The 19444-nt window shown below is 47.4% G+C and carries 16 protein-coding genes; 2 read left to right on the top strand and 14 right to left on the bottom strand.

Features of this window, described 5'->3' with window-relative positions:
• The first annotated feature begins 93 nt into the window (after window positions 1–93).
• Complete coding sequence (locus tag DWW52_RS06810; RefSeq protein WP_118714709.1) at window positions 94–735, top strand: hypothetical protein; 642 nt, start codon at window positions 94–96, stop codon at window positions 733–735.
• A 135-nt stretch (window positions 736–870) separates the two neighbouring features.
• Here the strand turns inward: DWW52_RS06810 and DWW52_RS06805 are convergent, their stop codons facing one another.
• Window positions 871–2151: a hypothetical protein gene (locus DWW52_RS06805; RefSeq protein ID WP_118714708.1), complete on the bottom strand. Its 1281-nt coding sequence runs from the start codon at window positions 2149–2151 to the stop codon at window positions 871–873.
• A gap of 241 nt (window positions 2152–2392) precedes the next feature.
• On the opposite strand from DWW52_RS06805, the gene DWW52_RS06800 reads away from it, so the two are divergent.
• On the top strand, window positions 2393–3760 hold the full coding sequence (locus tag DWW52_RS06800) for a Gfo/Idh/MocA family protein (protein ID WP_118714985.1): 1368 nt from the start codon (window positions 2393–2395) through the stop codon (window positions 3758–3760).
• 81 nt (window positions 3761–3841) lie between these two features.
• On the opposite strand, the gene aroA is transcribed toward DWW52_RS06800, so the two are convergent.
• The 13 genes from aroA to DWW52_RS20940 all read right to left on the bottom strand — a co-directional run bounded on the left by aroA (window position 3842) and on the right by DWW52_RS20940 (window position 19275).
• On the bottom strand, window positions 3842–5110 hold the full coding sequence (gene aroA, locus DWW52_RS06795) for a 3-phosphoshikimate 1-carboxyvinyltransferase (RefSeq protein WP_118714707.1): 1269 nt from the start codon (window positions 5108–5110) through the stop codon (window positions 3842–3844).
• On the bottom strand, window positions 5085–6587 hold the full coding sequence (aroB, locus tag DWW52_RS06790) for a 3-dehydroquinate synthase (protein WP_118714706.1): 1503 nt from the start codon (window positions 6585–6587) through the stop codon (window positions 5085–5087). The genes aroA and aroB overlap by 26 nt, the downstream gene beginning before the upstream one ends.
• A 15-nt stretch (window positions 6588–6602) precedes the next feature.
• Window positions 6603–7682 carry a bifunctional 3-deoxy-7-phosphoheptulonate synthase/chorismate mutase type II gene (locus DWW52_RS06785; protein ID WP_118714705.1) on the bottom strand — a complete coding sequence of 360 codons (1080 nt, stop codon included), beginning with the start codon at window positions 7680–7682 and terminating at the stop codon, window positions 6603–6605.
• Between the two features lie 22 nt (window positions 7683–7704).
• Window positions 7705–8895 (bottom strand): pyridoxal phosphate-dependent aminotransferase, encoded by a 1191-nt coding sequence (locus DWW52_RS06780; RefSeq protein ID WP_118714704.1) that lies wholly within the window; start codon window positions 8893–8895, stop codon window positions 7705–7707.
• Window positions 8892–9713 (bottom strand): prephenate dehydratase, encoded by an 822-nt coding sequence (locus tag DWW52_RS06775; RefSeq protein ID WP_118714984.1) that lies wholly within the window; start codon window positions 9711–9713, stop codon window positions 8892–8894. The genes DWW52_RS06780 and DWW52_RS06775 overlap by 4 nt, the downstream gene beginning before the upstream one ends.
• Before the next feature lie 369 nt (window positions 9714–10082).
• Window positions 10083–11483 (bottom strand): monomeric [FeFe] hydrogenase, encoded by a 1401-nt coding sequence (locus DWW52_RS06770; RefSeq protein WP_233556775.1) that lies wholly within the window; start codon window positions 11481–11483, stop codon window positions 10083–10085.
• A 10-nt stretch (window positions 11484–11493) separates the two neighbouring features.
• Window positions 11494–11748: a hypothetical protein gene (locus DWW52_RS06765; protein ID WP_118714702.1), complete on the bottom strand. Its 255-nt coding sequence runs from the start codon at window positions 11746–11748 to the stop codon at window positions 11494–11496.
• 37 nt (window positions 11749–11785) lie between these two features.
• Window positions 11786–12970 carry a SpoIIE family protein phosphatase gene (locus tag DWW52_RS06760; protein WP_118714701.1) on the bottom strand — a complete coding sequence of 395 codons (1185 nt, stop codon included), beginning with the start codon at window positions 12968–12970 and terminating at the stop codon, window positions 11786–11788.
• Between the two features lie 11 nt (window positions 12971–12981).
• Window positions 12982–14700, bottom strand: a complete 1719-nt coding sequence (locus tag DWW52_RS06755) for a [Fe-Fe] hydrogenase large subunit C-terminal domain-containing protein (protein ID WP_118714700.1) — start codon at window positions 14698–14700, stop codon at window positions 12982–12984.
• Window positions 14691–14939, bottom strand: coding sequence for a (2Fe-2S) ferredoxin domain-containing protein (locus tag DWW52_RS06750; RefSeq protein WP_018338306.1), 249 nt, complete (start codon window positions 14937–14939; stop codon window positions 14691–14693). The genes DWW52_RS06755 and DWW52_RS06750 overlap by 10 nt, the downstream gene beginning before the upstream one ends.
• 345 nt (window positions 14940–15284) lie before the next feature.
• Complete coding sequence (gene secDF, locus DWW52_RS06745; protein ID WP_118714699.1) at window positions 15285–18299, bottom strand: protein translocase subunit SecDF; 3015 nt, start codon at window positions 18297–18299, stop codon at window positions 15285–15287.
• A 98-nt stretch (window positions 18300–18397) separates the two neighbouring features.
• Window positions 18398–18823 carry a retropepsin-like aspartic protease gene (locus DWW52_RS06740; protein WP_118714698.1) on the bottom strand — a complete coding sequence of 142 codons (426 nt, stop codon included), beginning with the start codon at window positions 18821–18823 and terminating at the stop codon, window positions 18398–18400.
• 170 nt (window positions 18824–18993) lie between these two features.
• Window positions 18994–19275: a hypothetical protein gene (locus tag DWW52_RS20940; protein WP_148315340.1), complete on the bottom strand. Its 282-nt coding sequence runs from the start codon at window positions 19273–19275 to the stop codon at window positions 18994–18996.
• Window positions 19276–19444: the final 169 nt, after the last annotated feature.

Raw genomic sequence — 19444 nt, 5'->3', positions numbered from 1 at the left:
TGTATGACGATCAAAGTAAAGCACGAACTTTGTAACCCCGTTATAGGGGAGAGTACTTCGTAAATTTGTTATAATCGTTAAAATAATGTGTTTATGCCAAAGATTTTACTTTCATTAATAACCGGTATCCAGAATGCTCTCGGGGATGTGGTCTATTACATGGTAGGCTCGAATTGCTATATGCGACGGAAGGGGAATGGCCCGTCTGGCGAGGCGACGGACGCCCAGGTTGCACAGCAAAACATCATGGGAACTCTTGGCCGGTTGTCGAGTATGTTTGACCCGATCACGTCTATCGGGTTGAAGGTCGGTAAATGTTCCGGACCCTCGGCGGTGTATAATAATTTCGTACACTATAACCGTAAGAACGTTTCATGGGATGCCGAAAAGAAAGAAGTGGTGGTGAATTTTTCCGCTCTCGTGTTGAGTCACGGGACTCTCTACCCGCCCGAAGTAACCGTGACGGTAACCGCGGAAGGACGTTCGCTTTCTTTTGAACAGGAAGTGGGTTTTGAAGGCGCGAAAATGAACCCGGATGATGAACTTTTTGCCGGGATTTTTGACATGAAAAATGAGTTCTGCACGATAGTGCCTTTAAGAACGCGCTCGGAAAGTGGTACCACGGTAAAGACGTTGCCGGTGCAGTGGGATTTTGATTCTGTCATTGTCTACGCTTTCGCCCGTGACGCGAAGAAGCGTCATTGTTCGACCGCGATCGTGATACACGGGTTGTAACCTGATTTTTCCCGTCACACGGGACGGGAAAATCGGTATGTTCGAGGGGGTGAAAAATGTGATTTTATGATTATTTTCGTGCGCCTGTCAAGGGCGAGGGGAGGGGGAAAGTGAACTTGTTGTTCTCCCTCTTTTTCACGTGTTGTAATTCGGGAACTCGCGGGTGATGAGTGCCGTCTTGCCCAGTTCCCGGCTCAAGTTCTCGTATTCGAGTCGCGTGTCGGGGTGAGTGGCGTAACATTCCAGGAGGACGAGTTTCCAACCCGTGCCGGCAAGCCGTTTGAGGAGGGTTTTGTCGCGTTTCATGTCTTTCGGGGGACTCATGTCGTATTTCCGCAGGATCGTGTTCACGAGCATGCCCGTGATCGAGTCGGGTTCTGGCGCGGGTTTCGTGTCGAGAATCCATTTCACGCTTCGCGGGTCGTCTTTTCGGGTTATGGCAAGGAGGAGACGCGATAGCAAATGGGGACTTCGATCGAGGGTTCTTTTTCTCTCGAGACGTTGATAGTGCCAGGAATCCGCGTACTCGTGATCACTCAACAGGGCCACGGTGTAGGCGTAGTCGAATAGCGGGAAATGGGGCCTGGTGCCGTATAGTTTCACGGATTCACGCTCGATCCCGCGGTTGAAGTGCACGATGGAGTGATAAATATCTCCCTCGTAAAGTTCGCTCGTCGCTTCGAGATAATAACCTGCCCGGGTGTAGAAACTCCCGGGGGCGGGTAATTTCTCCCGGTGACCCGTCGTTAGAAACGAGTAAAGGTCGTGGTATTCTCGCAGGGTGCCCTGGTAAGATGAATTGTCGGCGTGTAGCGCGGAGAATCTCTCGAACCACGAGTCTATGAAGCGGGGAGGGATCATCGCTTCCACGCGCCGGAGCACGCCGTTGCAAACCTCTTTAACGAGGTCGTCGGGGGGTAATATTTTTTCGATGCCGTTGAATGCTTCCACGTGGATGGCTACGGGCAATAATTTGCCCGCGTAGTTGTTTTCCTCGACGAGTGCGGCGGGATCAGGTAGCGTTTTTTCCTGGCAGTAGCGGATCAGGGCTTCGCGCGTGTTTTTCCCGGTGCGGTTGATTTTGTTCCAGAATAGCGAATGGGGAATCTCGTCTTCCAGGTCACGATTGTCTTTCTCTAGCTCGACGAGGACGTGCAGGGAAAATTCGGGATCGAGCGTGTATACTCGCGTGAAATCGTGTTTCGTGAACTGTAACGCTTGGAGTCTTTGACAGAGCGAGTTGAGCGCCCGGTTGTATTTGGTACTGTTTATCGAACGATCCGTTTCTCTCACGGCAACGTATAAGTCGAAGTAGTCTAGCGGGCAACAAGCGTAAGCGAATATTTCAACTAGTTGTTTGGCAACGGGGTGCAGCGATTGGTAAATTTCCACGTAAGATTTTTGACTCGTGTTCATGACAGGTAATTTTATGCATTTTCACAAATATAATAAATTTTGACGAGAAAACGGCCCGTGGTAGGGGGATTTTGAAAGAATAATGGCGCGATGTCATGGGATTTTTGTTTTTTGTTATTATTTTTAAGGCTTGAATAACATGGAACGTGTTGTGTTATTATTCAACATATTGTGAAACTAATTTTGACAATTTATGAAGAAGATGATGTTTATGTTTGTCGTGGCGGCTATCTTGGGCGGGATGTTTGGCTCGTGCGCGGGGGGTGGGGCTGACAAGGAGGCTAAGAAGAGCGCGGTGATTGAAGTTCCTGTACCCGAACGTCCGGCGGGGCAGAAGGACGTGTTGAACCTGGTGACCCCGAAACTGGATACGGTGCGGGTGGGGTTTATCGGCTTGGGTATGCGAGGACCCGGCGCGGTGGAGAGATTCACGCATATCCCGGGTACGAAAGTGGTTGCCTTGTGTGATATCCGCCCGGAACAGGTGGAGAAGTGTCAAGCGATGCTGGTAAAGGCGGGAGTGCCCGCGGCTGCCGGGTATTCGGGAAGCGAGGACGCGTGGAAGCGGCTTTGCGAACGGGATGATATTAACCTGGTTTATATCGCGACGGATTGGTTGCATCACGCGCCGATGGCTCTTTACGCGATGGAGCACGGGAAGCACGTGGCGATAGAGGTGCCCGCGGCCATGAACCTGGAGGAGATCTGGGCGTTGATTAACCTGGCCGAGAAGAAGCAGTTGCATTGCATGATGCTGGAAAATTGCGTGTACGATTTCTTTGAACTGACGACGTTGAACATGGCCCAGCAGGGGGTGTTCGGCGAGGTGTTGCACGTGGAAGGTTCTTATATTCATAACCTGGAGGAGTTCTGGCCTTATTACTGGAATGACTGGCGCATGGATTACAACCGGAAGCACCGGGGGGATGTTTACGCCACGCACGGCATGGGCCCGGCTTGCCAGTTGCTCGATATTCACCGGGGCGACAAGATGAATTACCTGGTGAGCATGGATACCAAGGCGGTTTCCGCTCCCGAATACCTGAAGAATAAAACCGGGGAGGAAGTGAAAGATTTCAAGAACGGTGATCACACGATAACCTTGATCCGCACGGAGAACGGGAAGACCATACAGATTCAGCATGACGTGGTGTCTCCCCGTCCGTATAGCCGGATGTACCAGTTGACGGGAACGAAGGGATTTGCCAATAAATACCCGGTTTCGGGATATGCCTTGAAGCCGACGCAGGTTTCAGAGGACGTGATGCCCGATCACGAGAATCTGAATTCTCACGGTTTCGTGCCGGAGGATGTGAAGAAGGCTTTGATGGAGAAATACAAGCACCCGATCCAGGTGGAACTGGAGGAGCAAGCCAAGAAAGTCGGCGGGCACGGGGGGATGGATTTTATCATGGACTATCGTCTGGTGTATTGCTTGCGGAACGGGCTGCCGTTGGACATGGATGTTTATGACCTGGCGGAATGGTGTTGTCTGGGTGAGTTGACGGCTCTCTCGTTGGAGAATAACAGTGCCCCGGTGGCGATCCCGGATTTCACCCGCGGGGGATGGAACAAGACGAAAGGGTATCGTCATGCCATGGTGAAGTAAAAGAGTGTTGTATCATTTGAAAGGGAGGGAGGAAGTTAGAAAAAAGACTTTCCTCCCTCTTTTCTTGTGTTTTGACAGGAATCATTTCGTCTTGAGTTGATCGAGTGTATCCCAAAAGTCGGGGAATGATTTGTTTACTGATAATTCGTCTTCCAGTTGAAGGGGGCCTTTGGCACGTAGTGCCACGGTCGCGAGGGCCATGGCGACGCGATGATCTTGGTGGGAGTGGAGAGTCGCGTTGCCCGATAGGGTTCTTCCAGTCACGATCATCAGGTCTTCTCGCGTGGTAATTTGTATCCCTAGTTTCTGGAATTCTTCTTGCAGGACGGTTGCCCGGTCGCTTTCTTTGTGGAGGAGGCGGTGTATTCCTTTGATGGTACTTGTGCCTTCTGCACGGGCGGCGAGAGTCGTGAGGGCGGGGAATAGATCGGGGCATTCGGTAGCGTCGAAATTGAAATTTCTGATTGGACTTTTGTGCACGGAAATGGAGTGGTAGGGGGAGTCCGGTTGAATCGAGACGGGGATTCCTGCCATTTCGAGGACTTTTAAAATGGCGACATCCGCTTGGCGGGTGTGAATGTCGAGTCCTTTTATCGTGATTTCTCCGGCAATGGCCCCGGCGACCAACAGGCAGGAGGCCCCGCTCCAGTCACCCTCTATCGTGTAAGTACAAGGTTGGTAAGCCTGTCGGCCCCGGATCGTGAACAGGGTATCGTCTTCTCGTGATATTTCGATGCCGAAGGATGATAATAGGTCGATGGTCAGGTCGATGTAGGGCTTGCTTTTTAAATGATTTACCCGAATGCTACTGTCTTCCGGGGCTAAAGGAAGTGCCATTAACAGGCCAGTCAGGAATTGAGAACTGAGACTACCGTCCAGTTGGATTTCTTTTCCGCCTTTTAGTGGTCCTTTCAGGGTGAGTGGTAGATGACCGTGGGGAGATTGAATGGTCACGCCGAGTTGGGATAAGGGGGGTAGGACTGTATCCACGGGGCGGGCGAGGAGGGTTCCGTGGCCCGTGATTCGTTTGTCTTTGCCGTCGAGGGAGGCGATCGGGATCATCACGCGGGCAAGTAAGCCCGATTCCCCGCAGGAAATTTCATCGGGAAGGGTGAGATTACCGGCCCCGGGGGAATTAATTTCGTGGTCATTCCCTACATGTGTAATGTGGCATCCCGCCTGTCGCGCGATGTTTAACGCGGCTAGCGTGTCATCGCACGGGGTCAGGTGTTTTATGCTTGTTTTCCCTCTAGCTAACAGGGCGGCGATGATCGCTCTTTGGGCTATGCTCTTGGAGGCGGGAGCTTCGATAACGCCTTTTATTTCAGAGTTCGTGATTAATTTTTTCATATATCAGGTTGCATATTTTAGTGGGAGATAATGTTTCACAGGCGATAGACAGGCTGGCTGTTTCCGCGTAATATTTGACTCTCTTTTCGAAGATTGTTTTGGCCGTTTCCCCCGGGTGATGGCTTTGAGCGAGGAGGGGACGACTGGATATATCGAGGCGTTTCACGCAGTCCGCGGGGTCGGCTTGCAGCCACACGACGATGCTTTTCTCTTTTAGTAATTTACGGTTTGACTCGTCGAGAATGATACCGCCGCCACAAGCGATAACGGAAGGCGTGTCCGATGCAAGCAACTTTTCAAGTACGGCCTTTTCCCGAACACGAAACGCGGGTTCTCCGATTTCAGGAAATATCTCCCGGATACTTTTACCGTGTTGCTTTTCTAACACGCTATCCGTATCCCGGAATGCTTGTCGTAGACGGGTGGCCAAGAGGGTGCCCACGGTTGTCTTACCCGATCCCATGAAACCGATGAGGGTGATATGTTCGGGGAAATCCAGTTTTATCTTTTGAATCTCGCAGGTCCCGATGCGGAGAGGAACAATCCAATACAGGAATGATCCTTCCCGTTTTTTATCTTTCCGGATGGTTTCCCGTAGTGTGGCTTCGGGTATGTCAGTCCGGGTGGGGAGGGCGAATCTTTCCAGCAAGCGTTTGATGCGGGATAAGTCTTCTTGTGGTAAAAGTCCTTGTTGACAGGAGTGGCGGGAGATCATGCATAAACCGATACTTACCGCTTCCCCGTGCGATAGGTGTGAATTTTTCTCTATCGCGTGGGCAAACGTGTGACCCAAGTTTAACAGACGGCGTGTTCCTTTTTCCTTTTCATCTTGGTTTACGATAGCGGCTTTTATTTTTATCGCGTTATAAATGATGGTTTCCAATATCCGCGGTTCCTGAATCCTAGCCATTTCCGCGTGTAGTTCCAGGTAGGCGAATAACCGGGGATCGGCTAGAACGGCAACTTTCACGATCTCCGAGAATCCGGCCAGGAATATTTGTCGAGGGAGCGTGGAGAGCATGTTTATCGCGCAAAAAACGAATTCGGGTTGGCGGATGACTCCCAGAATGTTTTTATACCCGTTGTAGTTTACCCCGTTCTTGCCGCCGATTCCGGCATCGACTTGAGCCAGTAGCGTGGTCGGGACCAGGCCGAATGAACATCCCCGCATGTAAATAGAGGCGATGAAGCCCGTGATGTCGCACACGATACCGCCGCCTATTCCGAGTAAGAATGTATCCCGGTCGGCTTCCAGTTCAAGCAAGCGGGAGGTGAGTTCGTGAATGGTCTGTAAGGTCTTGTTCTCTTCTCCCCCGGTGATGCTGATGACGGGATATTTGCCCGGGGTCGGGTAATGGCGGATAATTTGTTCTTCCGTGATAATGATTACTTTTTTCCCTTCGGGAAGATATGATTCCAGTTCTTGTAACGTGTTGTCTACAATGATCCGGGAGCCTTGTACGATAATTTCATTCATATTGCTGTGTTTATTTTAATTTCCCATGACGCGAGTCTGTTTGTCGATAGAAGCTTGGTGTATTATTTGGTAAACCTGTTGCAAGAAGTCGTGTTCCAGACCGTTTGCCTGTCCTTGTTGGAATATTTTTTCCAGCAAATCATTCCAACGGCCGGTTTGCAGGATCGTGAGGTGATTCCGTTTCTTGTAATCACCGATTTTCTCGCATATTTTCATTCGTCGGGCTAGTATATCTAGAAGTTCCGTGTCGATTTCATCAATATATGCCCGGAGTTCTTCGATGTTCTCTTGGAAACAGGTGTTGCTCCTGTCGGGGATAACTAGACGGGACAACATCTCTTTTAACGCCAGGGGGGTCAATTGCTGTTGCGAGTCGCTTAGCGCGACGTCGGGACAGATATGCGATTCTATGATCAAGCCGTCGAATCCCAGGTTAATGGCTTGTTGAGAGATTTCTCGTACGTATTCCCTTTCCCCCGAAATATGGCTCGGATCGCAAATCATAAGCATGTCCGGGTAGTTGCGTTTGATTTCGATCGGGATTTGCCATAAAGGCATGTTGCGGTATTTGTATTTCCCGTAAGGGGAGAATCCCCGGTGAATGGCCCCGATTCTTTTGAGTCCGGCCAAGTTCAGACGCTCTAAAGCACCGAGCCAGAGTTGCATATCCGGGTTGACTGGGTTCTTTACCAACACGGGGATATCAGTTCCTTTCAACGCGTCGGCAATCTCTTGCATGGCAAACGGGTTGGCGCTGGTTCTCGCTCCGATCCAGAGTAAATCGACGTTTGCTTTCAGGGATTCGTACACGTGTTTCACGTTGGCGACTTCGGTGGAAATCTTTATCCCTAATTCCCGGCGTGCTGCCCGCATCCATTCCAGACCTTGCGTGCCAACGCCTTCAAAGCAATTGGGGCGAGTTCTTGGCTTCCATATTCCGGCCCGGAGAACGTGGATCCCGTTGTTCTTTAGCGCTCGGGCTGTTTCTAGCAATTGTTTTTCATTCTCTGCACTGCAAGGTCCCGCGATGATCAGGGGATTTTGTTCAACCGGGAATAAATCCCATTCCCGGACATTTTTTACATCAAGATTCATAGTTCGTGATTTTATGGTTATTCTAATTTGTTTTATAGGAAAGGGGGTGAATATCAAGGTGTCGTTCAATTCGTTCGATGACTTCTTTGAACGTGTCTTGGTTGGCGCACAGGGAAATCCTCACGTATGAGTTCCCGTTGCTCCCGAAAATGAAGCCGGGGGTGACAAAAACTCGTGCTCGATGCAACAAGTGATCGGAAAGCTCTTTCCCGCTTTGCCATTGGCGCCCGACTTTTCCCCACAGGAATAGACCGCAGGAGTTTTCTTTGAATGTCACGCCGAGCGAGCGGAAAACCTTTTCTGCCAGTTTTTGCCGTTCCCGGTATTCCCGGTTCAAGTGGTCGATCCATTCTTTGCCTAAGGTCAGGGCTTGGGTCGCGGCTAGCTGAAGGGGACGAAACATGCCGGAATCCATGTTGCTTTTAACTTTTAGCACGTTCGAAATGATTTCTTTGTTTCCGGCGATCATCCCGATTCGCCAACCGGCCATGTTGAAGGTTTTACTCATGGAATTGAGTTCTATGCAGCAGTTTTTGGCACCTTTGATGTTGAGAATACTCAGGGGTTTGCCCGTTAAAATGAAGCTGTACGGGTTATCATTGCATATCAATATATCGTGTCTGTTCCCGAAGTCTACCAGTTTTTGATATATGTCGACGCTCGCGGCTGCCCCGGTGGGCATGTTCGGGTAGTTCGTCCACATCATTTTGACCCCACTTAAATCCATTTTCTCCAAGTCTTCGAAGTTTGGCATCCAACCCGTTTCTTCCCGGAGATTGTAATACAAGGTGTGTGCCTCTGCCAATCGTGTCGCTGACGAGTAAGTCGGGTATCCGGGGTCGGGGACAAGGACCTTGTCGCCGGGATTCAAGAGGGCCAGCGAGACGAGTAATACCCCTTCTTTCGATCCCGTTAATAATTGAATCTCGGTTTCCGGGTTTAATGTTACGTGATAATAGTCCCGGTACCACGAGGCGAAAGCTTCCCGGAGTTCCGGTATTCCTTTATAGTTCTGGTAGGAGTGACAATCGGGGGTTAAAATCTCGTCTCTCAGTTGTTCGATAACCCACGGATCGGGAGCCAGATCGGGAGAGCCGATACCCAGGTTGATAACGGGTAGGCCGGATTGATTTAGTCGCTCGATTTCACGTGTTTTTTCGGAGAAGTAATATTCCCGGATGTGATTCATCCTGTTTGCTGGTTTTATGATCATATTGTATAGGTTTTATATTCTCCCATGATATATATTTCTTGCAAGTAAGGACGGACGGTTTGCAGGGTGGTTTGATACTGCCCGCGGCTTTTGAATTCAAGAGCCAGGTAAAAAAGGTATTGCCAGGGTTTGCCCGTGATCGGTAGCGTCTGGATTTTGGTTACGTTCAGATTCCCGGCAGATAACGACGAGAGTACTCGTGCCAGACTTCCCGGCTCGTTTACGAGTGTGAAGCATAAGGATACTTTGTTTATATCCGTCTCTTTAACTTGAATCCGGTCATCCAGAACCAGAAAGCGGGTATAATTCTGTCGGTTCGTTTCGATATTCTCCCGTAAGATCTCTAAGTGATATAATTGTGCGGCGTAAGAGGAAGCAATCGTTCCGGTACGCGACAATTTCTTATCTGCAATCTCTTTTGCGCTCCATGCTGTATCTTCCGATTCCGTTAACAGGATCGAGGGGTAGGCCTTGAAGAATTCCCGTGTTTGGGCGATGGCCATGTAATGTGAACGGACTTCCGTGATATCCTCTATTCTCTGGCCGGGTAGAGCCATTAAATTTTGATGGATGGGCAGGATGATTTCTCCTTTTACCTGTTTCTTGTATTTATGTAATAAGGCGTAATTAGGCAACAAATCCCCGGCAATGCTGTTCTCGATGGCCATGACGGCCCCGGGGGCTTTACCCTCGTTCATGCTGGTAAACAATTCTTCGAAAGTGTTACATGGCAGCACCTCGATGTGATTCCCGTAGAAAAGGCGGGCTGCTTGTTCGTGAAAACTTCCTGTTCCTCCTTGAATGGCTATTCTGTTCATCTTATTCATTATTTTGTGCAATAAAAAATCCCCCGGTTTCAGGCCGGGGGATATGATAGTACTTGCTTGATTTCACAACTATACACGGAGCCTCCAGCTACTTGTTCGGGTAAAAAAGTAGAAGTAAAATCGGCTGCTAAATCGTGTATAGTTTCTTGTCATCCTGTAAATTCGTGTAAAATAAAAAAGCCCCGAAATTCGGGGCTTCTTTTATATTGGTAAAAAATTATTCATATAAAGCCCCGTTGCTTTTCGGAAAAAAAGCAGATACAAAAAAGAATCTGTTAAACTGGGCTGTTCTCATCATTTCATCTTTATTTATGGTGCAAATATATAAATAAATTGTATTGTTGTAACAATGAATAATTTTTATTTTTCTAACGCTTTCTTTATCTGTCGTTTTGCCAATGTTAATGGCGCCAGCGAACAAGGACCGTTCACGCAGCCTCCGTCACAAGCCATGACTTCGACAAACTGGGCTTCCGGTTTTTTCACCATCGTCTTCAGTAAAGTTTGGTTCTTCTTGTCAAGTCCCTCGATCGAAAGAGTCGTGTAACCGTTGCCGACAGCTTCGACAATGGCGTTACGAACTCCTCCTGCCTGGGCGTAACCGCGGGCGAATTTTGTCACTTCCGGGTTCAAGGGCAACTCCTCGCAGGTCTCCGGGTTGATGTCGTAGGCTACCATGAAGGCACCAAGTTCTTCGAAACTCATTACGTAGTCAACTTCCGGAACGTACATTTCAGCCTCGTAACGTTTCGCCAGACACGGGCCGATAAATACGACTTCGGCATCCGGGTATTGTTCTTTTACCCGGCGGGCCGCGTAAACCATCGGGCTGCGGGTGTCGGACACGAAAGGTTTCACCATGGGAGCATGTTTGTCTACCCAGCCCACGTACGCGGGACAGCAGGAAGTTGTCATGAAGGGTTTACCCTCGTGCATGCGTTCCAAGAATTCAGCGGCTTCATTCCGGGATGTATCTTCAGCTCCCAGGGCAACTTCTACCACCTCGTCGAACCCTATCGCTTTGATGGCGGCAAGGATTTGTCCGGGAGTAGCGTTGAACTGGCCGTAGATAGCCGGGGCCGGGATGGCCACGATCTTCTTGTCCGGGTTGGAGATGCTCTTGTACACGTCGATCACCTTGGAGCGTTCCATGATAGCACCATAGGGACAGGTTTGCATACATTTTCCGCAATATATACATTTGTCCTTGTCAATATGCTCGGTTCCGTCTTCCCCTTTCGTGATGGCCTTTACCGGGCAAACATCCTCGCAAGGTACGGGGGTGAACACGATCGCGTGGTAAGGACAAACCTTGGAACACAGCCCGCAACCCACGCAATCTTCTTGCGTGATGCAAGCTTTTCCTCCCTTGAAAGAAATAGCCGCTTTCGGGCAGTTCATCAAACAAGGACGTCCCTCACAACCGCGACACATGTTGGTTACGAAATACTGGGATTGCATGCAAGCACTACAAGCCTCGTGCACCACGGAAAGGATGTTTTCTTTCGTGTTCTTGTTGTCAAGTGCTTTCTGTGCAAACTCGGACAGCGGGATCAGGTCGATTTCCTCGTCTGTGATCTCGAAACCTAAGATAGATATAATCTTATGTTTCAAGATGTAGCGATCCTTGTGCACGCAACATTTGATCGGTCGTTTATTTTTAGGGCGCATTTCCACTGGAATGTATTTCACGCCGTTAACTAGATCTTTCTCTTTTAAAAGTTTTACAATTCTAATCAGTAGCTCGCGTTTCGTGAGCATTGCAAAATTGTCATACAACATTTCTTATTTCCTCTTTAACTATTTGTATTAAACTATTTTTACTTACACCTGCAATTCGTTTTCCATTTATTTCGATAAATGGAGGAGCTTGCTCGCCTTTTCCACATTCCAGACATGGAGAGTAGCTCACGTTTAGATGTTCGAGGATATTTTGGGGAAGAGATTCAACTGCGTCTCTCAATTCAGCGCCACCCATCACGTAGCACATGGTACCTACGCATATTTTCAAATTTACTTTTTTCATAGTGTTGAGAGTTGGTTTTGTTGTTAATTTTTGTCCCCTAAATATACTGAATCTCTACATCTTTCAAATACTTTGTCTCCAATAAATATTTAATTTTTTTTACCACGTTCCTCCGAATCTCCAACTCCACCGGGAGATTGGGATCTTGGTGCGCCGTGTTGATACGGGTTCCCACGAGTAACGTGATTTTATCACTATTCAATAACATCTTGACCATCATTTCGGCCGGTCCGGCTTCCCGGTGGCGGTCGATATCACCCGCGGTCAGGATGCGTTCAACCTTACCTAGCGTCAGAATACCTTCCGTGACGAGATCCACACCTTCCATTTTTGAAATGGGAGGGAGTTCCTTGTCCACGATATTCATGTCGACTTCCATTTTTGCTCCCAGTTCGCGGGAGATAATGGTTGCCGTGGTCCCCCCGCAGAGTATTTTTTTCCCTTGGAATTCCCGTACCCGGTTAGCCAGGTATTTATCGTTCTTCTCGTCATATGGAGGTCCCGTGCAAACCAACAGGTTACGAGGTTTTCGCATGTAGATGACGCAACAACTCGTGTCGTCTTTCAAGGAATAACCATCGTTTTTTTCTGCCTGGTTCACGATCTTGTGCGCCAATTCCTTGGCGGATATGTCGTTATATTGATTTACCAGATTGGCAATATACTCTTTTGCCCCGTCTTCCCAGCCGAAAGGCATTTTTACCGATCCCATCCCGGATTGGCTCACCCCGTCGCTGAAGAAGATAATCCGATCTTCTTTTTCCAGCGTGAATTCGGAAATCCACAAACAAGTGTTTTCAAGATCCTTCCGTTCCACCGGAATTTTCTCTTTGGATATGCTGACGAAACGCCCGTTCCGGTAGAGGTAATAGGATGGTGTTTCATATTCGATGATTTTCACGTTACCGAAACAATCAATGTCGCAGATACAGAAAGTCGAGTAACTGATTTTGCGTACCATATCTTTCGGTAGCGTGTTCATGATCGAAGTTGACGTGCGTAGGATACTTTCGTTCATAGCCGTGAAGTTCATGGCCATGGTTGCCGTCATGGTGGATAACACGCAGGCTTTGATCCCGCTACCCAAACCGTCTGACAACACGCTGATCACGCGTCCTTCTCCTTTCAGTTTTTGAGACATGAAACAATCCCCGCAGACAACATTGCCCGCTTTATTCTTCTGGAAGAAGTCTACCTCGATGAAATTACCGTTATTCCTCAAAACAAATGAAATTAAAGTGGTTTCTTTTGGTCATCTTTTTTGTAGACTTCCATCACGGTGCGTAACGTGGCGTCTGTGAATGCCGCATTTTCACCGAGTAGGCAGGCTACTTGTTGAACCGTTTCCATGTGTTTCTTGATAACTTCCTGGGTCTTTTCAAGCATCCATTCCTTACGGACGTAAGGTTCCTGAAGGTCTTGCAGTAACCCGAAAACCAACCGGTGAGGTTGTATATTGTAGATCGAAATAATCCATGTATGATTGTCTTCCCGCACCTGTCGTTCGATGATTTCCTTACCGGTCGTCAACACGGCCCGGAACAGGTCTTCGTATGAACAGATATTTTTCAACGGTACACCGTTCAAGCCGGGGTCAACCTCGTAAATAGCGGCAATATCCTCTCCCATGAAGGTGGCGCAAGATTGGTTCATGTCCACGACCTTCAACTCGGAATTGACCAGTAACACCCCGGCCGGGATCTTTTGAAGAAGTACGGTGGCTTTATCATGAGCGATTTTTCTCATGTACGACACGCACATGTTTTCTTCGGCCCGTCCTTCGAGCATGGCAATGGCGAAATCACGACAAGTGTCATAACCGCAACCGCTGCAATTCAGCTCGTCTTCCGGTCCCGTCTTGCCCACGACGGCCATAGCCTGTTTGATCTCTTCTTCCGTGTAAGAGTGATCCTGCACGTGGGGATCTTTGCAGAATAATATTTGTAAGTCTATATTTTTGAAATCGTCCTTGGGATTTCCCAATTCGGATTGGTGTATAATCTCGTATCTTTTCAAGGCCGGGGAGATGTGGCTTAACTTGGCGGGGCCATTGATGCAACCGCCCTTGCAAGCTAACAGTTCCAAAAATATGGAATCCTCTTGCCGGTGAGCATCCAGTTCTTTCAGCACATCCTTCACGGTTGAAAGTTCCGAAAACGCCATGTGGTGTATGCGTTTTTTATTCTCTTGCATGCCTTTCAACATACCGCCTTCGATCGGGTAGTAGGCTCCTAGTCCCGAACGATAGGGGACAAAATGAGCTTCCGGTTGTCCGGGGGCGATCTGTTTCAAGTTGATATCCGATTGTTCGAACCATTTTTTTAGATCCGTGAACGTGATCACCACGTCGACCAGATGATTGAAATAGTCCGCTTCCAGTTTTTTGCAGATACATGGTCCGGCGAACACGATTTTCACGTCTTCCCCGTACAGTTGTTTCAGTATCTTGGCGTGAGCCAGCATCGGGGAAATGATCGGTGTGATAAAACGCACGTGATTCGGGGAGTATTTGCGGATATATTCGACCACGACCGGGCAGGCCGAGGAGATGTAAATACCGTTTTCGGCTTCTTCGAGGAATTTTTCCGTGCGATCCGTGACGATTTCCGCGCCCAATGCCGTTTCCGATACACTTGTAAATCCGAGTCGTTTGATGGCAGCTATCAACACGCTGGAATGAATTCCCTCGAATTCACTGACGTACGAGGGAGCTAGTGATAAAATCACTTTCGGGTTCTGCGTCAACGTCAGTTTCGCACGAGTCAACCCGTCTCTGATCTTTTTAGCACCCGTCGGGCATACTTGCGTGCAATGTCCGCAATAGATACAACGGTCTTCGATAATGGAGGCTTGGTTGTTCTCCATTCGGATTGCTTTCACGGGACATTCCCGAATACATTTATAACAATCCTGACAATTGTCCGGTTCCGTGTAGATAGGTCTTAGTTGCATGGAAACTCTTCTTGTAAGATTTTATATAAACGAGAGAGATTCACTTCTTCGTACACTTTATCGTCGATCCGGATAATGGGACCTTTACTGCACAATTCCTCACATAAATGTCCACAGAAATCAATCTCAGCCTCCAAGTTATTTTCACTCAGATATTTCTTTATCGCTCCGAGGTTTGTGTTATTTCCTCGCGAGAAACAAGAACTCCCTAAACAGATTCTAATCTGACGCTTTGACATACTTGTTATTGTTCGATAATCCTGTTGATACTTTCTGCGTTACAAAAGTAGAATATTTATTGTTATAAAACCAATTAAATTGCAACTTTAATATAGTTGAATCATTTTTACTTTCATTTTGTAACTAAAACGAGTCCGATTGTGATGAATTCCTATTTCCTTTTTTAGATATAAGGAATATTGTTGAAAAATCGAGAGATTTTTAGGTTCGCTTGTTATTTGTACGGTTTAGTGCTTCAAAAACGTTTTCTGGGAATTGAAAGCAATGTAAGAATAAGTTTTATCATTGAAATGAAAACAGCCCGATTTGCGATCGGGCTGTTTTCGTATAGATGAAATTTTTGATTATTTCTTTTCTCCTGCATTTTTCTTGAACGCTCTGGTCAAGTCGAATGATACAGGGGTTGCGATGAACAGTGATGAGTATGTACCGACAACGATACCAACTAACAAGGCGAAGATGAATCCCTTGATAGATGCACCACCGAAGATGAATATCGCTAACAACACGACAATAGTTGATAATGAAGTACTGAACGTACGGCGTAACGTGGAGTTCAATGCATCGTTAACAACTTGTTCGTCATCTCGTTTCGGGTAGAGTTTCCGGTACTCACGGATACGGTCGAATACAACCACGGTATCATTGATGGTGTAACCCACAACGGTCAGTACCGCGGCGATGAATGACTGGTCAACTTCAAGCGAGAAGGGTAACAATCCGGCGAATAGAGAGAATGCACCGATTACGATGATCGTGTTATGAGCTAACCCGACAACGGCACCTGCACCATATTGCCATTTGGAGAAACGAACCATGATGTAGATGAAGATTCCGATCAAGGCGAACAATACCGACCAAACGGCAGCTCTCGTCATGTCTTCAGCCACGGCAGGACCGATCTTCTGAGTTTGTTGCAGGTGTACGCTACGGAAGGTCTCGTAATCCGTTCCGGCAGGAAGAATTTCCTGTAATCCCACGTATAATAAAGAGTCCACGTTAGCATCAACATCTGCACCGCTTTCCTCGATTCTATATTTCGTGGTAATCTTCACGTTATTTGCCGTTCCGACAGTTTTTACTTCAGGAGCGCTTCCGTAAACTTCTGCCAATTTCTCGGCAACATCTCCAACTTGTACGTCTTGGGCGAAAGTTACGGTATAAGTTCTACCTCCCACGAAGTCGATACCTTTATCCAAACCTCTGGTGAACAAAGATGCGAAACAGAGGATGATGATGATACCTGAGATCGTGTAACTGATCTTGCGTTTTTGCAAGAAGGGGAATTTGGTATTTCTTAACCAGTTTGCGGTTAACGGAGTGGTGAAAGTTACGTTATCGCTCTTGGATGCTGCTCTTTCAAGAATCAAACGAGTGATGAAGATAGCAGTGAACAGAGAGGAAAGGATACCGATGATCAACGTAGTTGCGAAACCTTTGATCGGACCTTCTCCGAAATAGTACAGGATAAATCCGGTTAATAAGGTTGTTAACTGACCGTCGATGATGGCAGAATAAGCATTACTGTAACCTTCCTTGATAGCAAGTTTTAATCCCTTTCCGGCTCTGATTTCCTCTTGGATACGTTCGTAGATCAACACGTTGGCGTCGACAGCCATACCCATGGTCAACACGATACCGGCGATACCGGGTAAGGTCAATACAGCCCCGATGGAAGCCAAGATACCGAACAAGAAGAACAAGTTGGCAAGCAAGGCGATATCAGCAGCCAAACCGGCACTCTTACTGTAGAAGAATAGCATGTAAGCCAACACCAGCACGAACGCGATGATGAATGACCACATACCGGATTGGATGGCTTCTTGTCCCAAAGATGCTCCCACAACCTCGTCAGCGATGATACGTGCGGGGGCGGGTAATTTACCGGATTTCAAAATGTTTGCCAAGTCACCAGCCTCTTTCACGTCGAAACGTCCGGAAATCTGAGAGCTACCACCCTTGATTTCGTCGTTCACGTTCGGGGAAGAAGCTACCATGCCGTCAAGCACGATGGCGATACAACGTCCGATATTGTCTTTCGTTAAGCGAGCCCAAGTTTTAGTCCCTTCACTATTCATTTGCATGGATACTACGGGGCGGCCTTGTTGATCGTAGTCTTGTCTGGCGTCGATCACGGCGTCACCTTCAAGAGGAGCTTTCCCGTTACGGGTGGTAATCTTGATAGCGTGTAAAGGAACCATCCCGTTCACGGCTTTCATTTCCCATAATAGACGGGCGTTACGCGGGAACGCCGCTTTTACTTGCGGTAATCTCAGGTACGCGTTTATTTTAGAAGTATCTTTTACGTTAGCATATCCGATGGTGGACCCTCCGATGGGTTGTCCCTGTTGGGTCATGTTCGGGGATAACACGGCAAGAAGCGGGTGTTCTTTTTGGAACTCTGCCATGTTTGTAGAAGTTTTCAAAGAATCTGATTCTCCCTTGATCGCGTCTAGGATTGCTGATTCTTTATCTTCTTCTTTCACGGTTGTTTCCGTTTGGGTGGTAGTTTCCGTGCTTTCTAACTGGGCGGCTTGAGCTGCTTGCGCGTCAAGAACTTCTTTTAATTTTTGGTCTGCTTCCGAGAGATAAGAAATGAATGGTTTCTCGTTAGCATCCAGTTGTTTTGCGTTATCGAATGTTTCGTAGAATTCCAATGCAGCAGTTCCTTGCAACAACTCTCTTACACGTTGCGGTTCTTTGATACCCGGTAACTCGATGATGATTCTACCGGAGATATCAGCTTTACGGATATTCGGTTGTGCAACTCCAAAACGGTCGATACGAGTACGCAAGATGTTAAACGTGTTGTCGATAGCCCCGTCAGCTTCTTTACGGATCACGTCAAGAACTTCTTTGTTGGAGGCTCCAACTTTGATTTTTTCTTTCAACTCGTGAGTTCCGAAGATAGCCGGGGATGCCAGTTGTGCTCCCGGTGCGATTTTTTCGAATGCCTCACCGAAAAGAGTCACGAAGTCTTTCGGGCTGGAAACTCTCATTTTCACGGCTTCCTCGATCGCTTGGTTGAAAGCGGGATCCGTGCTGTGGTTTGCCAAGCTCTTGACAACGTCTACCACATCAACTTCCATGGTCACGTTCATACCACCCTTCAAGTCCAAACCGAGGTTCAACTCTAATTCCTTACATTCCTTGTAAGTGAATTTGGCTAAACCCAGGAAATTGTAAACGGGTTGGTTCGCAACCGAATCTAAATACTCTTTCTCTTTAATAGGGTTACCGTTGGCGAACTCTTTCGCCGCGTTCTCTACCTGGTTGGTTTTATAAGTAAAAAACAACTGATAAAGACTCACCAATGCCAAAGCAACAGCGAGTAGTGTAATCGCTCCTTTATTCTGCATCTGTTTTAATGAATTTATAATTACTTAAGCTTACATTCTTCTTTTAACACATATTTAGTGCGCAAAAGTATAACAATTTTTTCAAAATTGCTATACAATTAGGCAGATACTTTTAATGTTAACTCCTTATTTCCATAATCAATGACAGCTTCATGCTTCACCAGAAAGTCACTTCCCAGTAATCCGGCGACCCTGCGTTGCAGGTGTTTGTCGTATAGTGAATTCACGTATTGCAGGTCTATGACTGCCGCGTGTATGTCCTCTATCGTGTGGCCGCCGATTTGCAGGGCCTTGATATTCACCAGTTGAACTTCATTGATCTCTCCGCACACACCCCCGGAGTTAATTTCGGAAACATCATCCAACGGTTCATAAGTAAACGGTGTAAGTTTATCTATGACGGTTACGGATGCTCCCGTGTCTATAATAAAATCTCCCTCAATACTACCGATTTGTAAGGTAATAATGATGTGAAAGCTGTTGTCTTCCAGTTCAACCACCTCTATCGGAATCTTTATCTCCATATTTAAAAGTTTGCACAAACATACGCATTTTCGACGAAATCCAAAAAAAGCGGCATGTTAATTTCGAAAAGGAATTGTCATGAAGAACAAAGTTTTTCCGTAAAACGGGGGCGAAAGTCTCTTTTGATATTTCGGGAATAAGATGTTTTTGCGTGTCCGGTTCGTGACGTTTAACATTGAATGAAGATACAATTCCACGTGTAGAGTGTTGTCACGGAGGAAAATAGAATGGAGAGAATGCCGAGGAGGGTCGTACACGGGGTATGTTGTTTTATTTTTAGTATGCCTAAAAGTGTATTGACTCCGGTTTGGATTCCAGTAATTACGGATATGCAGATTGCCAGATAGTGGCCGATAATGTTGGTGTATATCCCGATCGTGTATAAAATAACGAGGAATACGATTAACAACGCGAAGGTGAGGAGTAGATTGTAGAGCCATAATTTTTTCATGGTGTATTGTTTTAGAGTTTATAATTTGGGATGAAAGAGTATTTTAATTCAGCCTCTATAAACGAGTCTGTTGAAAAGGTTGGTTTTGTGGTAAACAACTACCCCCTCCGGCTCCCCCTTACACAGGGGGAGGGTTAGTTAGTGAGTGAAGCTCCTCCTTGCACGGGAA

The sequence above is a fragment of the Odoribacter sp. AF15-53 genome, from assembly GCF_003479425.1.
In the GTDB taxonomy this organism is placed as follows: domain Bacteria; phylum Bacteroidota; class Bacteroidia; order Bacteroidales; family Marinifilaceae; genus Butyricimonas.
This window is presented reverse-complemented; position numbering and strand designations above follow the sequence as displayed.